Source organism: Glutamicibacter protophormiae (genome assembly GCF_016894325.1).
Taxonomy (GTDB): Bacteria; Actinomycetota; Actinomycetes; order Actinomycetales; family Micrococcaceae; genus Glutamicibacter; species Glutamicibacter protophormiae.
The window spans coordinates 1,463,893-1,480,732 of sequence record NZ_CP069806.1 but is presented as its reverse complement, the minus strand read 5'-3'; the positions used below and the strand labels follow the sequence as shown (position 1 = coordinate 1,480,732).

Here is a 16,840-nt window from a genome sequence, read left to right as displayed (position 1 = left end):
CGCGGCCGCCGCAACTATCGGGGCACCGCCGGCGCAAATTGGCCCAGGCCCTCAATGTCGGGGGCCATCCATCCCCAGAGAGAATTGATCTCCATCCCTGCATGGTATTCGCCTGAGCGGGGACATGAAATTAATTATCCACAGAAGCAGGTGACGAACGCCCGGCTGGCTAGGCACCTCGCCGCCGCGGGTATCCTCCATTCGGATGATCTTCGGCTCAAACCCCCGTGGATTATCGGTTGTTTTAGGCCAACGAACTAGAGTTAAGTTGATCCACCCCATTTCGCGACACCGCTAGGACCATACCCGCATGCAGCGCTTGGCCATCTTGTCTCTGAAAAACCGGGCGCTCATCGCGCTGGTCACGGTCTTTGCCGCCGTCTTCGGCGTCATCTCCATGAGTTCACTCAAGCAGGAGCTCATTCCCTCCCTCGAGTTCCCGCAGATCTCCGTCATGGCCACCCAGATGGGTGCGAGCCCCGAGGTCATCGACGAGCAGGTCGCCGGCCCGCTGGAGACTGCCCTGCAGGCGGTGGAGGGCCTTGAATCCTCGACCGCGACCTCGCAGACCGGATTCACCCGCATCTCGCTGATGCTGGAGTACGGCACGGACATGGACCGCGCCCGCTCCCAGGTGGACCGGGCGATCGCCAACGCCAAGTCGAGCCTGCCCGAGGACGTGGAACCCACGGCCTTCGCCGGCTCCATCGCGGACTTCCCGATCATGCAGATGGCGATCTCCTCCGACAAGTCGCTGGAAGCGCTGAACGACGACGTCGAGCGCATCATGCTGCCCAAGCTGCAGAAGATCGACGGGGTGCGCGAAGCCTCGGTCTCCGGCGGTTCCTCGCAGCACATCTCGGTCATCCCGGATGACGCGAAGCTGCGCGCTGAAGGCTTGACGGTCGCCGACCTGAAGGACGGCATCGAGAACGCTGGCTCCCCGATGCCCATCGGCACCATGGACGTGGACGGCCTGACCCTGCCGGTGATCGCCGGCTCCGCCCCGGATACGCTGGCCGCGATCAAGGAAATCCCGCTGCCGGCGGACAAGGGGCCGGTGCTGCTGCAGGACGTCGCCAAGGTGTCGGTCCAGGCCGATACGGCCACCAGCATCACCCGCACCAACGGCGCGGAAACCCTCTCGGTGGCGATCACCAAAACCCCGGACGGGGACACCGTGGCCCTGTCCCACCAGATCACCGGCATGCTCGACGAGCTGCAGGCGGAGCTGGGCTCCAACGCCAAGATCACCACCATCTTCGACCAGGCCCCGTTCATCGAGTCCTCCATCGAGTCGCTGACCACCGAGGGCGCGCTGGGCCTGGGCTTCGCGGTGCTGGTCATCCTGGTCTTCCTCTTCTCCATCCGTTCCACCCTGGTCACCGCGATCTCCATCCCGCTGTCCCTGATGGTCACCTTCATCGGCATGAACGCCGGCGGCTACACGCTGAACATGCTGACCCTGGGCGCGCTGACCATCTCGATCGGCCGCGTGGTGGACGACTCCATCGTGGTTATCGAGAACATCAAGCGCCATCTGGCGCACGGCGAATCCAAGTCGCAGGCGATCCTGCTGGCCGTCAAGGAAGTCGCCGGGGCCATCACCGCCGCGACGCTGACCACCGTGGCGGTCTTCCTGCCCATCGCGCTGGTCGGCGGCATGGCCGGCGAGCTGTTCCGCCCGTTTGCGATGACCATGACCATCGCGCTGCTGGCCTCGCTGATCGTGTCGCTGACCATCGTGCCGGTGCTGGCCTACTGGTTCCTGCCGCACCGCCCGGGCAGCGCCGCCACCCACACCGTGCACCTGGCCGAGGACAAGTCCTGGATGCAGCGCGCCTACGCCCCGGTGCTGCGCGGAACGCAGAAGCACCCGGTCATCACGCTGCTGGCCTCCGTGCTGATCCTGGCCGGCACCGTAGCGATGACCCCGCTGCTGCAGACCAACCTGCTGGGCAACACCGGCGAGAACTCGATCTCCATCACCCAGAAGATGGCCGCGGGCACCTCGCTGGAAGCCACCCGCAAGCAGGCCGAGAAGGTCGAGGCCGTGCTGCGCGAGACCGAGGGCATCACCGACGTGCAGATGACCGTGGGCTCGGCCAGCGGCTTCGCGGCGATGTTCTCCTCCGGCTCGGACACCGCGAACTTCACCGCGATCACCGACCCAGACGCGGACCAGCTGGCGCTGACCGACACCGTGCGCGCCGAGCTGGATCAGCTCGCCCTGCCCAAGGACTCGACCCTGAGCTTCTCCGGCAGCTCCGGCGGCATGATGTCCTCCGACGTCACCGTCGAGGTCAAGGCCCCGAACGAGGACATCCTGCGCGAGGCCACCGCCGCGGTGCGCTCCGCCATGGAAGGCACCGAGCACGTCACCCAGCTCAGCGACAACCTCTCCGCGATGCGCGAGCAGGTCAGCATCGACATCGACGCCAAGAAGGCCGCCGCGGCCGGGCTGACCGAAACCGAGCTGTCCGGCATCGTCGCCTCCCAGGTCTCCCCCGTGCCGGCCGGCACGCTGCGCCTGGAATTCACCGACATGACGGTGCTGATCGGCGAGGGGCTGGATCTGACCTCGCTGAAGGAGCTGCAGGAACTGCCGATCCCGACCGCCACCGGGGTCAAGCAGCTGCAGGACCTGGCCACGGTTGAACGCACCGACGTGGTCCGCCAGGTCACCACCTCCAATGGCCAGCGCATCGCCACGGTGTCGCTGGCCCCGCAGGAGAACATGCTCGGCTCGGTTTCCAAGCAGGTCACCGAACGCCTGGCCGGCGTGGAACTGCCCGAGGGCGCGACCGCCGAGATCGGTGGCGCCGCCACCGAGCAGGCCGAGTCCTTCAACCAGCTCTACCTGGCGCTGCTGGCGGCCGTGGCGATCGTCTACGTGATCATGGTGGCGACCTTCAAGTCGCTGGTCCAGCCGCTGATCCTGCTGGTCTCCATCCCATTCGCCGCCACCGGCGCGATCGGCCTGCTGCTGGCCACCGGCATCCCGCTGGGCCTGCCGTCGCTGATCGGCATGCTGATGCTGGTGGGCATCGTGGTCACCAACGCGATCGTGCTGATCGACCTGATCAACCAGTACCGGCATGCCACCCCGGAAAGGGAGGCGATGAACCTGCAGGATGCGATCACGCACGGCGCCCGCCAGCGCCTGCGCCCGATCCTGATGACCGCGCTGGCCACCATCTTCGCGCTGGTCCCGATGGGGCTGGGCATCACCGGGCAGTCCGGCTTCATCTCGCAGCCGCTGGCCGTGGTGGTCATCGGCGGACTGGTCTCCTCCACCCTGCTGACCCTGGTGCTGGTTCCGGTGCTCTACCACCTGGTCGAGTCCCGCAAGGAGCGCACCGCGGACCGCCGCGCCGCCCGCCGCCACGCGCAGAACCAGGCCACCTCGGCCGAGGACCTGGCCGTGGCCATGGACGGCGCCACCGCGCGGATCACCGCGGTGGCCGGGGACGGCGAGTCCGGCCAGCTAAGCGTGGCTGCCAAGAGCGCCAAGCCCGGCAAGCAGGCCAAGGCCCCGAAGCAGCCGAAGAAGCAGTCGGGCGCGGAAACCGTTCCCGCACCGAAGCCCGCCTCCGAAGCGGCCCGCGACAGCGGCCGGATCGTGAACCCGGCGACCGGCCAGCTGCCGATCTCCCGCAAGGAACGCAAGGAGTTCGAGCAGATGCTGCGCCGCAGCACCGAGGAGTCTGCCGATCCGAAGGACTCGGACCCGGGCGCCAAGTAGCCGCCTGCATGCAAGGCAACGACGACGGATGCCGCCTCCCCGACCAGGAGGCGGCATCCGTCCTTTGCCGTCCGGCAGCTGCTGGATGTGCTCCTTCACCCATTCGATGCGCACCGGCCCGGGGTCGGGAATGGCCCGGGGTCGGGAATGGCCCGGCGTCGGGATGCGCCAGCGGGAATTCCCCGACGAAAGCCGGTGTCCCAAATGCGGCCCGGTGGCTAGCATGGTCCCATGGGGTCTGCGAGGTCCAGGGGGTGGAACAGGCGGATGCCGGCCGGGGTGGCCCAGTCGGCATGGATCGCCGTGCTGGCGCTGTGCGCGCTGGCCGTCCCGCTGTCCGGCTCCGGAGCGTGGATCGTCCTGGCTCCGGCCTCCGTATGCGGTTGCTATCTTGCCGGGCGGCGCCTGGCCTCGACGACTTCCGGGCTGATCGCGCTGGCCAGCGGCGCGGCCGGCAGCGCGCTGGTGCTCTGGGTTTCCGCCCGGCTCAGCGCCCTGGGATTCCTGCTGATTCTGGTGACCGTGGTGGTGCTTTTCGTGTTCCTCCCGTGGTTCATCGGCCACTCGCGGCGTACCGCGGTGCTGGTACGGCTTCGCGAGCGCGAGCGGCTGGATCTCCAGGCACGGCAGCGGGAACGCGAGCGGCAGGCGGCGCAGATGCACGACGAGCTGGGCCACGACCTCGCGCTGCTGGCCTTGCAGGCCTCCGCGCTGCAGGCCGCCGCCGAGCCCGGCTCCCCCGCCGTACAGCAGGCCTCGGCCATCCACGAGCAGGCCGATGCGGCGATCGAGAACCTGCACCAGATCATCGGGGTGCTGCGCCAGCCCCGGGAACCGGCTGCGCTGGTCCCCGCCGGCGGGGATTTCCGCAAGCTGGTCGCCGCCGCCCGCGCTCGCGGCCTGCGCATCAGCGTCACCGGCCAGCGGCATCTGCACTCCGCCTCGGTGTCCGAGTGGTGCGTGGATGGAATGCACCAACTGGTCCGAGAGACGTTGGCCAATGCCGCCAGGTACGCGCCGCGCTCGGAAGTGCACGTCACCATCGAGCCGGTCAGTGAAGGCCTGACGATCGCCGTGGAAACGCAGATGCCGGCTGAACGGCCTCCAGCCCGCGACGGAGCCACCGGTCTGGCGCAGCTTCGCGCCTACTTCGAGTCGCATCAGGGAACCCTGTCCGTCCGGTCCTCCGGGGACCACTTCAGGGTCATGGCGTGGATGCCGCTGGAGGCATCCGACACTGCGCAGCGCCCGCCGGCAGAGCGCCTCCACCCCGCCCGGCCCACCAGGCATGCGGTGCTGACGCTGCTGGTGCCCCTGGCGATCGTGGCCGCCGTCTTCACCGGGTTCTACGCCCTGCAGAACATAACGTACAAAGCCACCGCGTTGTCGCCCGCGTCATTCGGCGAACTCGACGTGGGCATGGAGCGCTCAGAGGTCGAACGCATCGTCACCGCACCGGGGCTGGAAACGGCAACCCCGGTCATCCGGGTTCCTGAAGCCCCCAGCGGTGCGACCTGCCGCTTTTTCGCCGCGCGCACCGGGCCGTTGGACCTGAGCGGCGAGATGTTCCGCCTGTGCTTCACCGACGACGTGCTGGTTTCCGCGGAACATCTCTATCCCTTGGAGCGGAACTGACGGTGGCCGAAGACGGAACGCTTTCCCATTCGGGTGCTCGTTGTCGACGGTGAAGCCCTGATCCGCGCCGGGCTGTGCCCGGTCCTGCGCAGCGACACGGGGTTGTAGAACGTGGGCGAGACGGAGAACAGCTACCGCGGCATCGAGCTGGCCGGTCGGCTTAAGCCCGACGTCCTCCTCATGGACATCCGCGTGCCGCAGCTGAACGGGCTGGCGGTCCTTGAAGATCTTCACTCCCCGGGGCAGCCCAGCGACGGTCCGGATCGTGACGACCTTCAGTGAAGAGGAATTCATCGACCGCGCACCGACCGGAGGAGCCAGCTGATTCATGCTGAAAAGTTCTTCGCGGCAGGAGCTGATCGGCGCAGTGCACGCGGTAGCGCAAGGGGCGGCCGCACTGTCACCCCGCATCTCCCGGCGCGTGGTTGAACGAGTCCGCGGCATCGATCCCGTGGCCCGGTCCAAGGCCGCGGCACTCGTGGCAACCTTGACCGGACGCGAACTCGTGCTGCTGACCCTGCTCGGTTCGGGCAGCTCGAACGCGAGATCGCGGCCCGCATGGTCATCAGGGAGGCAACGGTGAATGGCTATGTCACCGCGATCTTGGTGAAGCTGAACGCCAGGAATCGAGTCGAGGCCGCGCCGATCGCATTCAAGTCAGGCATCACTGAACGCGAGTAGCACGCGACGGCCATTCGGCAAGACTTTTACTGCTTCCGGAACTCTGCCTTGCTGGCTAATTCGAATCGGAGCGAGATTCAGATAGTGGACTCTCGCTGTCGTCCAGCGTTCCCGCGCCAGCTTCGATGGCTGCTGCCGGTGAAGACCGCTTCGACTTGAACTTCGATTTCAGCTTCTTTTGAGCGCTGTCGGCCATTCCGAGGATCTTCCGGCTCGATGCACCGGTTCGGTTCGGTGCGCCTTCCTCAGCCTCACCATCAGGTGATTCGGCAGGAACCTCAGCGTTTCGTATAACCGTGCTCTTGGCAGCGGAGAATACTTTCTTGGCAGTAGTTTTCGCTCTGGCTTCGTCCGCTAGCCCGTCTCCGTCCAGATCCACCGGACGGAAGTAATCGACTGCGCCGGTGGCGGCGCCCTTGATCGACGAGCCTGCACTGGCCAGGGTGTCCGATACCGATGTGCGGGCATCTCTTAATTGGGCATCCAAGTCCGTCAGTGCACGAAGGTATTCTCCGGCGTCGACATTCGGAGGAGGGAGCGTCCTCAGGTGTTTCTGCAGCCTTTGAGATTGTGATCCCAGGACGACGAAGGTCATGCCACCTGAAATTACACCTCCCACGACAGGGACAACCTTGCTGACCGATTTCGCGAAGCTCTGCTTGGTGATATTGATCCCGATGATTCGAAGGGTTTTCTTCATCGGGCCGTACCAAATGGTCTTGGTTAATGCGACGCGCGCAATATTCCGTTCGACCGCCGGAGCAGCGATCTTCGTCGCGAAGCTGTTCAGCGACGCGCTGGCACCTCCAACACCCATCATGACACCGAGGAACGTTGCCAAGATGCCGAGCGATTCGTCGTCGATGTCGTCGGTTTCCTTCAAAAAGTCTTGCCAGCCATACACATATGCGATCTTCTGCATGACGCGGAACGCATGCACATAGAACTGCGTGATATCCGCAGGAATGGTCCCCAGCATGGCGAGTCCGCCGGGCAGGCCCGCCATGAAGGACAGAGAGGACGACTTTCGTGTTTCGAAGTCGATGGCGTTTTGGGAAATGCTATCGAGTACGTCAATCGAGATCCCGGCTTGCGCAGGATTTCCCGTGATAGCTGTCGCGATGACGTCCGGCGAGTACCCGCGCTTATGCAACTCGGACTTGAGAAACTGTGCCCTGTCGATCTTGACGCCTCGAAGGCGAAGCACCTTCTTCATGAACGTCATCGCGAACAATTCAGCTTCGCGGTTCTGCTCCTCGGTCAGATCGTTCAAGCTGGCGTCAATTTCGGAATCATCCGGATTCGCAACCACTGGCTCCATAACTACGGCGCTTTCGCCCGTCTCAGCCAATTCGTGCGAACGATTCACTTCACTTGCCAATTTGCGGGCCTTCCCCTGATGCGAAGATCGCTTTTGCTTCCAACTCTATCGAGAGCAACCGACGTAAACTCAATTAAGACCAAACAATGGATGGACTGCGAGATGCTGGAGCGATTCCGCGGCGATCCCTTGGGATTTAGTTGATATTGAATCCCGCGCTCTCCCCAGGGAATAATTGACGCCTCAACTTGTTATTAGATGCATACGCATATAAATTGGAGACGCGCACACGACGCGGCGTCTCACCAGCTAGTAGGAGTAGGCATGCAGTTCGGAGTATTCTCAGTCAGCGACATCACCCGCGACCCCACCACCGGCCACGTGCCGACCGAGAAGGAGCGCATCGACGCCGAGGTTGCGATCGCCAAAAAGGCCGAGGACATCGGCATGGACGTCTTCGCCATCGGCGAGCACCACAACCGCCCGTTCTTCTCCTCCTCGCCAACCACCACCCTGGCCTACATCGCCGCGCAGACCGAACGCATCATCCTGTCCACCGCGACCACGCTGATCACCACGAACGACCCGGTCAAGATCGCCGAGGACTTCGCCATGCTGCAGCACCTGTCCAACGGCCGCACCGACCTGGTGCTGGGCCGCGGCAACACCGGACCGGTCTACCCGTGGTTCGGCAAGAACATGCAGGACTCGGTCAACCTGACGGTGGAGAACTACAACCTGCTGCGGCGCCTGTGGGACGAGGACGTGGTGAACTGGGAGGGGCGCTTCCGCACCCCACTGCAGAACTTCACCTCCACCCCGCGCCCGCTGGATAACGTGGCGCCGTTTGTCTGGCATGGCTCGATCCGCACCCCGCAGGTCGCGGAGATCGCCGCCTACTACGGCGACGGCTTCTTCGCGAACAACATCTTCTGGCCCAAGGAGCACTACCAGCAGCTGATCGGCCTCTACCGCGAGCGCTACGAGCACTACGGCCACGGCCGCGCCGACCAGGCGATCGTGGGCCTGGGCGGCCAGTTCTACATGGCCAAGGATTCGCAGCAGGCGGTCAAGGAGTTCCGGCCGTACTTCGACAACGCCCCGGTCTACGGGCATGGCCCGTCGCTGGAGGACTTCACCGCGCAGACCCCGCTGACCGTCGGCTCCCCGCAGCAGGTGCTGGAGAAGACCCTGAGCTTCCAGGAGTACTTCGGCAGCTACCAGCGCCAGCTGTTCCTGGTGGACCATGCAGGACTGCCGCTGAAGACCGTGCTGAACCAGCTGGACATGTTCGGCGACTACGTGCTGCCGGAACTGCGCAGGGAAATGGAAGCCCGCGCGCCGAAGGACCTGACCCCGGCCCCGACACATGCGGGGCTTGTGGCCGCCCGGGACGCTAAACTGAAAGCTGAGCAAGTCAACGCCCCAAAGGAGCCTGAAATCAGTGACCGGGACCAGTAACACCCCAGCCTCCGTGAAGGTCACCATCGACGCCTGGGAGTCGCTCTTCCGGGCCCAGGTCGCCGTCATGAGGAAGGTCAGCGCCAAGCCCGAGTTCCACAAGCTGTCGATGCGCGAATACGACGTGCTGTTCAACCTGCGCATCTGCCCGGGCGGCCGCAGCCGCCTGGTGGACCTGAACCGCTATCTGCTGATCTCGCAGCCGAGCCTGAGCCGCATGGTCACCCGGCTGGAGGACAAGGGCCTGATCACCCGCGAGGCCGATCCCACCGACCAGCGCGCGATGCAGCTCTCGCTGACCCCCAAGGGGCTGGCGGTCCAGCAGGAGATCGGCCGCGAGCACGTCAAGCACATCTACGAGCAGATCGGCACCGCGCTGAGCGAGGAAGAATTCCTCCAGCTGCAGCAGCTGACCTCCAAGCTGCGCAGCGCCATCAAATAGCACGCACGACGAACGCCGGCGGATCCCAGCCCCACGGGGCGGTTCCGCCGGCGTTGCCGTGCCACGCGGCGGCCGCCGCTAGGTGTAGAAGCCCTCGCGCAGCACGATGCCATGCTCCAGCCAGCACTTCATGGCCGCCAGCATTCCGGTCCATCCCTCGCAGTTGCCGAAAGCCGCCGCGGCGCCTTCCCCGGTGGCCTGCCACGCGGATTCGGTGATGACGACCTTGGTGCGGGAGTTCTCATCCTCCGGCTCGAACTCGAAGGTGACGGTGTTCTGCGCATCGGGCGCCGTCGAGTGGTTGGCCTCCCACTGGATCACGATGCGCCGCGGCGCCTGGGCCTCCAGCACCTTGACCGGGAAGGCCCCCGGGAAGTCGTGGAAGTCCCAGGTGACGGTCGCGCCTGATTCCAGGCGCCCCTTGGCGCCGCCGGTCGTGAAATAGTGCGAGAGCTGTTCGGGATCCGCGACGGCCTCGTACACTTGCACGCAGGTCTTGGCGATGTGTCCCGAAACGCTGAAGGACAGCTGGCTGGGGGCTGGGTCGTGGCTCACGACACTTTTCTACACCGCCCGCTCACCCTGGGCAAGAGCCCGGCGCGCATTCCCAGCCGCAGTGTCCATGCCTCCTGCTATCCTGTCGCCATCGGATCCTTCGACCTGCTGATGGAGCGCATCATGGCACGGGTAACCTGCGACGTCACGATCTCACTGGACGGCTTCGTGGCCGGGCCGGAGCAGAGCCTGGAGCAGCCGCTGGGCCGCGGCGGCGAGCAACTGCACCGCTGGCAGTTCGAAGCGCGGGAGGACGACGCCGCGGAGCGCGCCGGAATCCTGGAGGCCGGCGCCTACATCATGGGCCGGAACATGTTCGGCCCCGAACGCGGGGCACCCTCGGGCAGCTGGCGCGGCTGGTGGGGCGAGGATCCCCCGTACCACGCACCGGTGTTCGTGCTCACCCACTACGCGAGCGAGCCGCTGGTGATGGAGGGCGGCACGGAGTTCAGGTTCGTGACCGGCGGGATCCGCCGGGCGCTTCAGCTGGCCCGCGAGGCGGCCGGCGGGAAGAACGTCGCGATCGCCGGAGGGGCATCGACCATCAACCAATTCCTGGAGGCGGGACTGCTCGACGAGCTGCGCCTGCACATCTCCCCGAAGCTGCTGGGCTCCGGCGAGCGCCTCTTCGAGGGCGTCTCGGGGCCGGAATTCATCCCGCGCTCCTCGCGCAGCACCGGGCTGGTCACCCATGTGGTCTACGAGGTCGTTCCGCCGGACAAGGCCTGACACCGCGGGTGCAGCCGGGCCGGGACTCCTAGCAGCCGAAGGGGCTGGCGTAGCGGAACTCTCCGCGCGGCAGGGCGTCCCGGTCGAACACCCGCACCATGAAGTGCTCGCCCCAGGTGGGGTCGCTGGGAATGATGCCATGCCGGGAGGCCGGCTCGTAGCCGAAACGGTGGTAGTAGCCCGGCGAGCCGAGCAGCACAATGCCGCTGAGCTGCGCGCTCTCCGCGGCGTCGTGGATCTGCTGCATCAGGATCGAGCCGACGCCGCGGTGCTGGTATTCCGGCGCCACGGCCAGCGGGCCGAGGCCGAGCATCGGCTGCCTGCCGATCTTCCCCCAGGTGGCGATGACGTGGCCGATCACCACCGCGTCGTCCAGCGCGACGATGGAGAAGCGCGCATCGTAGCCCGCGCAGTCGAAGAGCTGCTGCAGCAAGCCGACTTCGTCGGGCTCGACCATCGGATCGATTCCGGTAAACGCCGCATGCGTCACCGCATAGACTGCGGCCCGGTCATCGAAGCTCTCTGGACGAATCTGCATGATCGCAAACCTACCAAATCGGCATCGTATCGGTAAATCGCAGCGGCCCGCGCCCGGAGTGCTCCCCCGGCGTCCCCGGCGCCTGCCGCACCCCGGTTTCGGCAGGCCACGCCGCGGATCAGCGGGCGGCCGGCCCCAGTGTGCAGAGGCCGGCGGCGGCCGGGACGCGTTCACCATCAGCGCATCATCCGGGGGCTGCCCGGTCCTGCATAGTGCACTGCGCCCGGGACGGGGTGCGGATCATCCAGGCCACGGGGCCAGAAGCCCGGCCGGGACCAGGTGGTTGCGCGTATTCAACCGTTTGGTGGATGACCGTTGCCGCGGACGCGTACTAGCATCGAGGTGACAGGGCACGCAGCACGGCAGCACGCCGGCGCACCCGCAAGAAGCAGAGACTTGAAAAGTGACGACTGACAAGACGCGCAGCAGCGCATCCGGCACCGTTCCCCGCTCCGCCGCGCACCCGTGGGCGGCGCTGGGCATCCTGGCCGCGGGACTGGGGCTGGTGGTGCTCGACGGCACCATCGTCGGCGTCTCGCTGCCGACCATCATCGCCGACATCCACCTGGACCTGGGCGACGCGCAATGGGTCAACAGCCTCTACGCGGTGGTGCTCGCGGCGCTGCTGCTGTCCACCGGCAGCCTGGCGGACCGCTGGGGCCGCAAGAAGATGTTCATCGCCGGCCTGCTGGTGTTCATGGGCGGTTCGCTGCTGGCCGCCAACGCGGACGCGGCGGGCTCGCTGATCTCCGCCCGCGCCCTGCAGGCGGTGGGCGCGGCGAGCATCATGCCCGCCACGCTGTCCACGGTGAATTCGCTGTTCCAGGGCAAGCAGCGCGCCGCGGCCTTCGGCGTGTGGGGCGCGGTGATCTCCGGTGCCGCGGCCATCGGCCCGCTGGCCGGCGGCCTGCTCACCGAATACGCCTCCTGGCACTGGATCTTCCTGGTGAACCTGCCGCTGGGCGCCGTGCTGCTGGTGCTGGGACTGCTCTTCGTGCCCGAAACCAAGGGCGGGGCCACCGGCCGCGGCGTGGACGTGGACGGGGCGCTGCTCAGCGCGCTGGGCATGGGCGCGCTGGTGTTCGCGATCATCGAAGGACCGGACGCCGGCTGGATCACCCCGAGAAAGGAGCTGACGATCGGCTCCTTCGTGTGGCCAGCCGATGCGGCGGTGTCCCTGCCGGGCATAGCGCTGCTCGTCTCGGCCGCGGCGATCACCATGTTCATCTTCTGGGAGCGGCACCGCGCCCGCAACGGGCGCGCCGCGCTGCTGGAGCTGCGCCTGTTCGAGCACAAGACCTTCTCCTGGGGCAACCTGACGGCCGCGAGCGTGGCCATCGGCGAATTCGCCCTGCTGTTTGTGCTGCCGCTGTTCCTGGTCAACGCCCTGGGCCTGAGCGTGCTGCACGCGGGCTTCATCCTGGCCGCCATGGCGCTGGGCGCCTTCTTCTCCGGGGCTTCGGCCCGGCACCTGGCCGCGGTGCTCTCCCCGGCCGGTACCGTGCTGCTGGGCCTGGGACTGGAAACCGTCGGCGTGCTGGTGCTGGCCCTGGTGCTCAGCGCCGGGGTGTCGGTCTGGGTGGTCGCGGTGACCCTGGTGGTCTACGGGCTCGGCCTGGGACTGGCGTCAGCCCAGCTGACCGGCACGGTGCTGGCCGAGGTTCCAGTGCGGATTTCCGGCCAGGGCTCGGCTACGCAGAGCACCGTGCGCCAGATCGGCTCCGCCCTGGGCACCGCGATCTCCGGCGCCGTGCTTTCCGCGGCGCTGGCCATCACGCTGCCCTCGCGGCTGGATGAGGCCTCGGTCCCCGCCGCGCAGGCTTCCCAGCTGGCCGAGGCCACCCGGCAGAGCGCCGGCACCACCATCACCCAGCTGCGCGTCCAGCCTCCGGGCGGGCACGATGCGGCCTGGACCATCGACGCCTTGTCCGCCGGGTTCTCCGACGCGACCCGCCTGTCGATGCTGGCCGCGGCGTTCTTCCTGCTGCTCGGCGCCGTGGGCGCCTGGCGGCTGCTCTCCGCGCAGCGGGTAGCTGCCCGGCTGGCCGCGGGAAGCGGCAACTAGGCGGCGCCCGGCGATGCCGGCAGCAGCCCGCCCACCGCGGCGATGACCGCGTTGGCCACCTGGCTCAGCTCGTTCTCCTTGATGCCGCGCCCGAAGGACAGCCGCACCGCGGTGTGCGCCAGCTGCTCCTCGTACCCCATGGCGGTGAGCACCGGCGAGGGATCGGTGGATCCCGCCGCGCAGGCGGATCCGGAGGAGCACAGCACCCCCTTGCGCTCCAGTTCGATCAGCACGGTCTCCCCCGCGGTCTTCGGGAATACGAAGGACACGATGCCGCCGATGCGCTGGCTCTCGCTGCCGGTCAGCCGCACGCTGCCGGGGTGCTTGGCTTCCAGCCCGCGGGTGATCTTCTCGATGAGGTAGGGTCCGTAGCCCTCGCCCAGCCCCTGCTCGCGCTGGGCGGCGCAGGCCTGCAGGGCCACCGCGATGCCGGCGGCGGCCGCCGGGTTCTCGGTGCCCGAACGCAGGCCGGACTGCTGCCCGCCGCCGTGCAGCAGCGGCACGAAGCGGTGCTTCGACGACAGGTACAGCGCCCCGCTGCCCTTCAGCGCGCCGATCTTGTGCCCGGAGATGCTCAGCGCGTCCACCGCGGCGGCCAGCGGCGCCAAGTCCAGCCAGCCGGCGGCCTGCACCGCGTCGGTGTGCATCAGCGCGCCGGCCGCTCGGGCCAGCGCGGCGACCTGCGCCACCGGCTGGATGGTGCCGACCTCGTTGTTCACCGCCATCACCGAGACCACGGCGACGTCGTCGTCGATCAGCTGCGCCGCATGCTCCAGGTCCACCAGCCCGTCGGCGTCCACGTCGATCAGCCGCAGCGTGAAGCCGTGGAAGTCCGCCAGGTAGCGGCAGGCTTCCAGCACCGCTGGGTGCTCGACGGCGCTGGCCACGACCACGCGTCCGCGCGGGTTGCCCAGCGCGCCGCCGATCACCGCGGTGTTCGCGCCCTCGGTGCCGCCGGAGGTGAAGTAGATTTCCTCCTCGTGCACCCCCAGCTGCGCGGCGACCTGGGCCCGGGCCCAGTTGGCGGCGCGGCGGGCCTGGTGCCCCGCCTCATGGTGCGAGGCGGGGTTGCCGAAGTCGCGGGTGAGCAGCGGGGAGACGGTGTCCAGCACCTCCTGGCGCGGCGGGGCGGTGGCGGCGGCGTCCATGTAGATCATGCGACCACCATATCCAGTCCCAGGTCGATCGCCGCCACCGAGTGGGTGATCGCGCCCGAGGAGATGATGTCCACCCCCGCCTCGGCCACCGCGGCGACGGTGCCGGCGTTGATGTTGCCGCTGGCCTCCACGACCGCGCGGCCGGCGATCAGCTCGATGGCCGCCGGGATGTCGGCGGGGTCGAAGTTGTCCAGCATGACCACGTCCACCCCGGCGGCCAGCACCGCCGGCAGCTGGTCGATGGAATCCACCTCCACCTCCATGGTCGTGGTGTGCCCCAGCCGGGAGCGCACCGAGGCCAGCGCCTCGGTCAGCGCCTGCGGGGTGCTGAACAGGGCCAGGTGGTTGTCCTTGGCCATGAACGCGTCGGAGAGGTTGTCGCGGTGGTTCACCCCGCCGCCGCAGCGCACCGCGTAGCGTTCCAGCGCGCGCAGCCCCGGGGTGGTCTTGCGGGTGTCCGCGATGCGCGCTGTGGTGTGCGCGACCAGGTCCACCAGCTGCCCGGTGGCGGTGGCGATGGCGCTCAGGCGCTGCAGCAGGTTCAGCCCCACGCGTTCGGCGGTGAGGATGGAGGCCGCCGGGCCGCTGACCTCGATCAGCGTGTCCCCCGCGGCGAACTTCTCCCCCTCGGCGACCAGCTGGGTGGTGGCGATGCCCGGGTCCACCGCGTGCATGGCGCGGGCGAAGACCGTGCCGCCAGCCAGCACGCCGGGCTGCCGGGCGCGCACCCGGCAGGTGGCGACCGCCCCGGCCGGAACGATGGTGTCCGCGGTCACATCCCCGCGGGGGTTGTCCTCCTCCAGCGCGAGGTGGATGATGCGGTCGATCACGCGCAGCGGGACGGGGTGGATGGGTGCGTTCACGCGAAGTGTTCCTTGCTGCTTGGGCTTGAAGAGGTTGTGGTGGAGGAAAGCTGTTCGGCGGTTCGTTCGGCGGCACTCAGCCGCCAGCCGTAGCGGTGGCCCGGCTGCGGCTTCCCTGGCGCCGCGTCCAGCCGGTGGTGGGCGCCCAGCGACCCGGTGCGGGCCAGCGCGCCGGCGGTGGTGAACCGGGCGGTGAGCCACAGGTTCTCCAGCTCCAGCTGCTCGCGCGGGGACTCGGCCACCGGGGCGCAGGCCGCAAGCAGCCCGGCGAAGCGCTCCAGCTGCTTGCCGGTGCGGTACACGCCGATCGCCTCGCTGGCCTCGCGCTGCAGGGTTTCCAGGTCCAGCGGGGCCTCGGCCGCTTCGAGGGCCGACAGCGCCGTCGGCAGCTGGGTCACGTCGAGCCCGTCGAGGTGCGCGCGGGCGCCGGGATCGTCGGCGAGCATGGCGTCCACCGCGGTGCGCGCGAAGACCATGGCCTCCAGCAGCGAGTTGCTGGCCAGCCGGTTGGCGCCGTGCACCGTGGTGTTGGCGCATTCGCCGGCCGCGTAGAGCCCCGGCACGGTGGTGCGGGCGCTGGCGTCGGCGGCGATCCCGCCCATGGCGTAGTGCTGCGCCGGGACCACGGGAACCAGGTCCGCGGCCAGGTCCAGCCCGCAGGCGGCCAGCCGCGCGGTGATCGAGGGGAAGCGGCGGGCCAGGAACCCGGCCCCGCGCTCGGCCTCGATGCCGCGGGCGTCCAGATACACGGTGCGCCCGGCCAGCAGCTGGCGGTGGATGCCGCGGGCGACCACGTCGCGCGGTGCCAGCTCGGCCTCCGGATGCTCGGCGGGCATGAAGCGCTCCCCGGCGTCGGTGACCAGCACCGCGCCCTCCCCGCGCACCGCCTCGGAGACCATGCCGGCCGCCGGGAAGCGCGCCGGGTCCACCAGCGTGGGGTGGAATTGCACGAACTCGGCGTCGGCGATCACCGCGCCGGCCCGGGCGGCCAGCCCGATCCCGTCCGCGGTGGCGCCGGCCCGGTTGGTGGTGGCGGCGTACAGCCGGCCCAGCCCCCCGGTGGCCAGCAGCACCGCGTCGGCGGCCAGCCGCTGCGCTCTCCCGTCCTGCAGGACCTGGACCCCGGCCACGGCGCCGCGCTCGTCGAGCAGCAGCGACGCGGCCAGCGCGTGCTCGCGCACCGTCAGCTTCCCGGCGTCGCGGGCGCGGCGCACCGCGGCGGACAGGGCCGCCACCAGCCCCGCCCCGGTGGCGTCCCCGTGGATGTGCAGGATGCGGTGGGCGCTGTGCGCGGCCTCCAGGCCCAGCTGGTAGCCTCCACCCTCGGTGCGGTCGAACCCGACCGCGTGGGCTTCGAGCTGCTCCACCAGGTCCGCGGCGGATGCGCACATGTACCGCACTGCCTGCGGCCCGCAGTGTCCGGCGCCGGCGGCCAGGGTGTCAGCCACGTGCGCGGCCACCGAGTCCCCGGCGGCGATGGACTGCGCGGTGACGGCGCTCAGCCCGCCCTGGGCCAGCTCGCTGTTCGAGTCCCCCAGCCGGTCCTTGGTCAGCAGCACCGGGTGCGTCCCGGCGGCCGCCGCCTGCAGCGCCGCGGTCAGCCCGGCAACCCCGGACCCGATGATGATCAGGCGTTTCATCGCATCAG

Annotated in this window: 15 protein-coding genes; 9 read left to right on the top strand and 6 right to left on the bottom strand. The window is 68.3% G+C overall.

Features of this window, described 5'->3' with window-relative positions:
• Nucleotides 1-310 precede the first annotated feature (310 nt).
• From JQN66_RS06980 to JQN66_RS18720, 5 genes are all read left to right on the top strand, one after another.
• Nucleotides 311-3,745: an efflux RND transporter permease subunit gene (locus JQN66_RS06980; RefSeq protein WP_204677169.1), complete on the top strand. Its 3,435-nt coding sequence runs from the start codon at nt 311-313 to the stop codon at nt 3,743-3,745.
• Nucleotides 3,746-3,976: 231 nt separating this feature from the next.
• Nucleotides 3,977-5,380, top strand: coding sequence for a sensor histidine kinase (locus JQN66_RS06975; protein WP_204677168.1), 1,404 nt, complete (start codon nt 3,977-3,979; stop codon nt 5,378-5,380).
• Between the two features lie 111 nt (nt 5,381-5,491).
• On the top strand, nt 5,492-5,662 hold the full coding sequence (locus JQN66_RS06970) for a response regulator (RefSeq protein ID WP_204677167.1): 171 nt from the start codon (nt 5,492-5,494) through the stop codon (nt 5,660-5,662).
• A 46-nt stretch (nt 5,663-5,708) separates the two neighbouring features.
• Nucleotides 5,709-5,963 carry a response regulator transcription factor gene (locus tag JQN66_RS06965; protein ID WP_204677166.1) on the top strand — a complete coding sequence of 85 codons (255 nt, stop codon included), beginning with the start codon at nt 5,709-5,711 and terminating at the stop codon, nt 5,961-5,963.
• Nucleotides 5,939-6,061 (top strand): LuxR C-terminal-related transcriptional regulator, encoded by a 123-nt coding sequence (locus tag JQN66_RS18720; protein ID WP_204677165.1) that lies wholly within the window; start codon nt 5,939-5,941, stop codon nt 6,059-6,061. The genes JQN66_RS06965 and JQN66_RS18720 overlap by 25 nt, the downstream gene beginning before the upstream one ends.
• A gap of 55 nt (nt 6,062-6,116) precedes the next feature.
• Here the strand turns inward: JQN66_RS18720 and JQN66_RS06955 are convergent, their stop codons facing one another.
• The gene (locus JQN66_RS06955) at nt 6,117-7,442 is read right to left on the bottom strand and encodes a hypothetical protein (protein ID WP_204677164.1); all 1,326 of its coding nucleotides are present in this window, start codon (nt 7,440-7,442) and stop codon (nt 6,117-6,119) included.
• Nucleotides 7,443-7,706: 264 nt separating this feature from the next.
• Between JQN66_RS06955 and JQN66_RS06950 the strand changes: the two genes are divergently transcribed.
• Nucleotides 7,707-8,843, top strand: coding sequence for an LLM class flavin-dependent oxidoreductase (locus JQN66_RS06950; RefSeq protein ID WP_204677163.1), 1,137 nt, complete (start codon nt 7,707-7,709; stop codon nt 8,841-8,843).
• Nucleotides 8,827-9,285 carry a MarR family winged helix-turn-helix transcriptional regulator gene (locus JQN66_RS06945; protein ID WP_239464164.1) on the top strand — a complete coding sequence of 153 codons (459 nt, stop codon included), beginning with the start codon at nt 8,827-8,829 and terminating at the stop codon, nt 9,283-9,285. Before JQN66_RS06950 ends, JQN66_RS06945 begins: the two co-directional genes overlap by 17 nt.
• Nucleotides 9,286-9,363: 78 nt before the next feature.
• On the opposite strand, the gene JQN66_RS06940 is transcribed toward JQN66_RS06945, so the two are convergent.
• Nucleotides 9,364-9,840, bottom strand: a complete 477-nt coding sequence (locus JQN66_RS06940) for an SRPBCC domain-containing protein (protein WP_204677162.1) — start codon at nt 9,838-9,840, stop codon at nt 9,364-9,366.
• A gap of 123 nt (nt 9,841-9,963) precedes the next feature.
• On the opposite strand from JQN66_RS06940, the gene JQN66_RS06935 reads away from it, so the two are divergent.
• Complete coding sequence (locus tag JQN66_RS06935; protein ID WP_204677501.1) at nt 9,964-10,569, top strand: dihydrofolate reductase family protein; 606 nt, start codon at nt 9,964-9,966, stop codon at nt 10,567-10,569.
• 28 nt (nt 10,570-10,597) lie between these two features.
• On the opposite strand, the gene JQN66_RS06930 is transcribed toward JQN66_RS06935, so the two are convergent.
• Nucleotides 10,598-11,107, bottom strand: coding sequence for a GNAT family N-acetyltransferase (locus JQN66_RS06930; RefSeq protein ID WP_204677161.1), 510 nt, complete (start codon nt 11,105-11,107; stop codon nt 10,598-10,600).
• A gap of 403 nt (nt 11,108-11,510) precedes the next feature.
• Between JQN66_RS06930 and JQN66_RS06925 the strand changes: the two genes are divergently transcribed.
• Nucleotides 11,511-13,172, top strand: a complete 1,662-nt coding sequence (locus JQN66_RS06925; protein WP_477190226.1) for an MFS transporter — start codon at nt 11,511-11,513, stop codon at nt 13,170-13,172.
• On the opposite strand, the gene JQN66_RS06920 is transcribed toward JQN66_RS06925, so the two are convergent.
• From JQN66_RS06920 to nadB, 3 genes are read right to left on the bottom strand one after another with little or no spacing between them, the layout of a single operon-like run.
• Nucleotides 13,169-14,329 carry a cysteine desulfurase family protein gene (locus tag JQN66_RS06920; RefSeq protein WP_204677160.1) on the bottom strand — a complete coding sequence of 387 codons (1,161 nt, stop codon included), beginning with the start codon at nt 14,327-14,329 and terminating at the stop codon, nt 13,169-13,171. The genes JQN66_RS06925 and JQN66_RS06920 overlap by 4 nt on opposite strands.
• Complete coding sequence (gene nadC / locus JQN66_RS06915; protein ID WP_204677159.1) at nt 14,326-15,192, bottom strand: carboxylating nicotinate-nucleotide diphosphorylase; 867 nt, start codon at nt 15,190-15,192, stop codon at nt 14,326-14,328. The genes JQN66_RS06920 and nadC overlap by 4 nt, the downstream gene beginning before the upstream one ends.
• Complete coding sequence (nadB, locus tag JQN66_RS06910) at nt 15,189-16,832, bottom strand: L-aspartate oxidase (protein ID WP_204677158.1); 1,644 nt, start codon at nt 16,830-16,832, stop codon at nt 15,189-15,191. Before nadB ends, nadC begins: the two co-directional genes overlap by 4 nt.
• Nucleotides 16,833-16,840 lie beyond the last annotated feature (8 nt).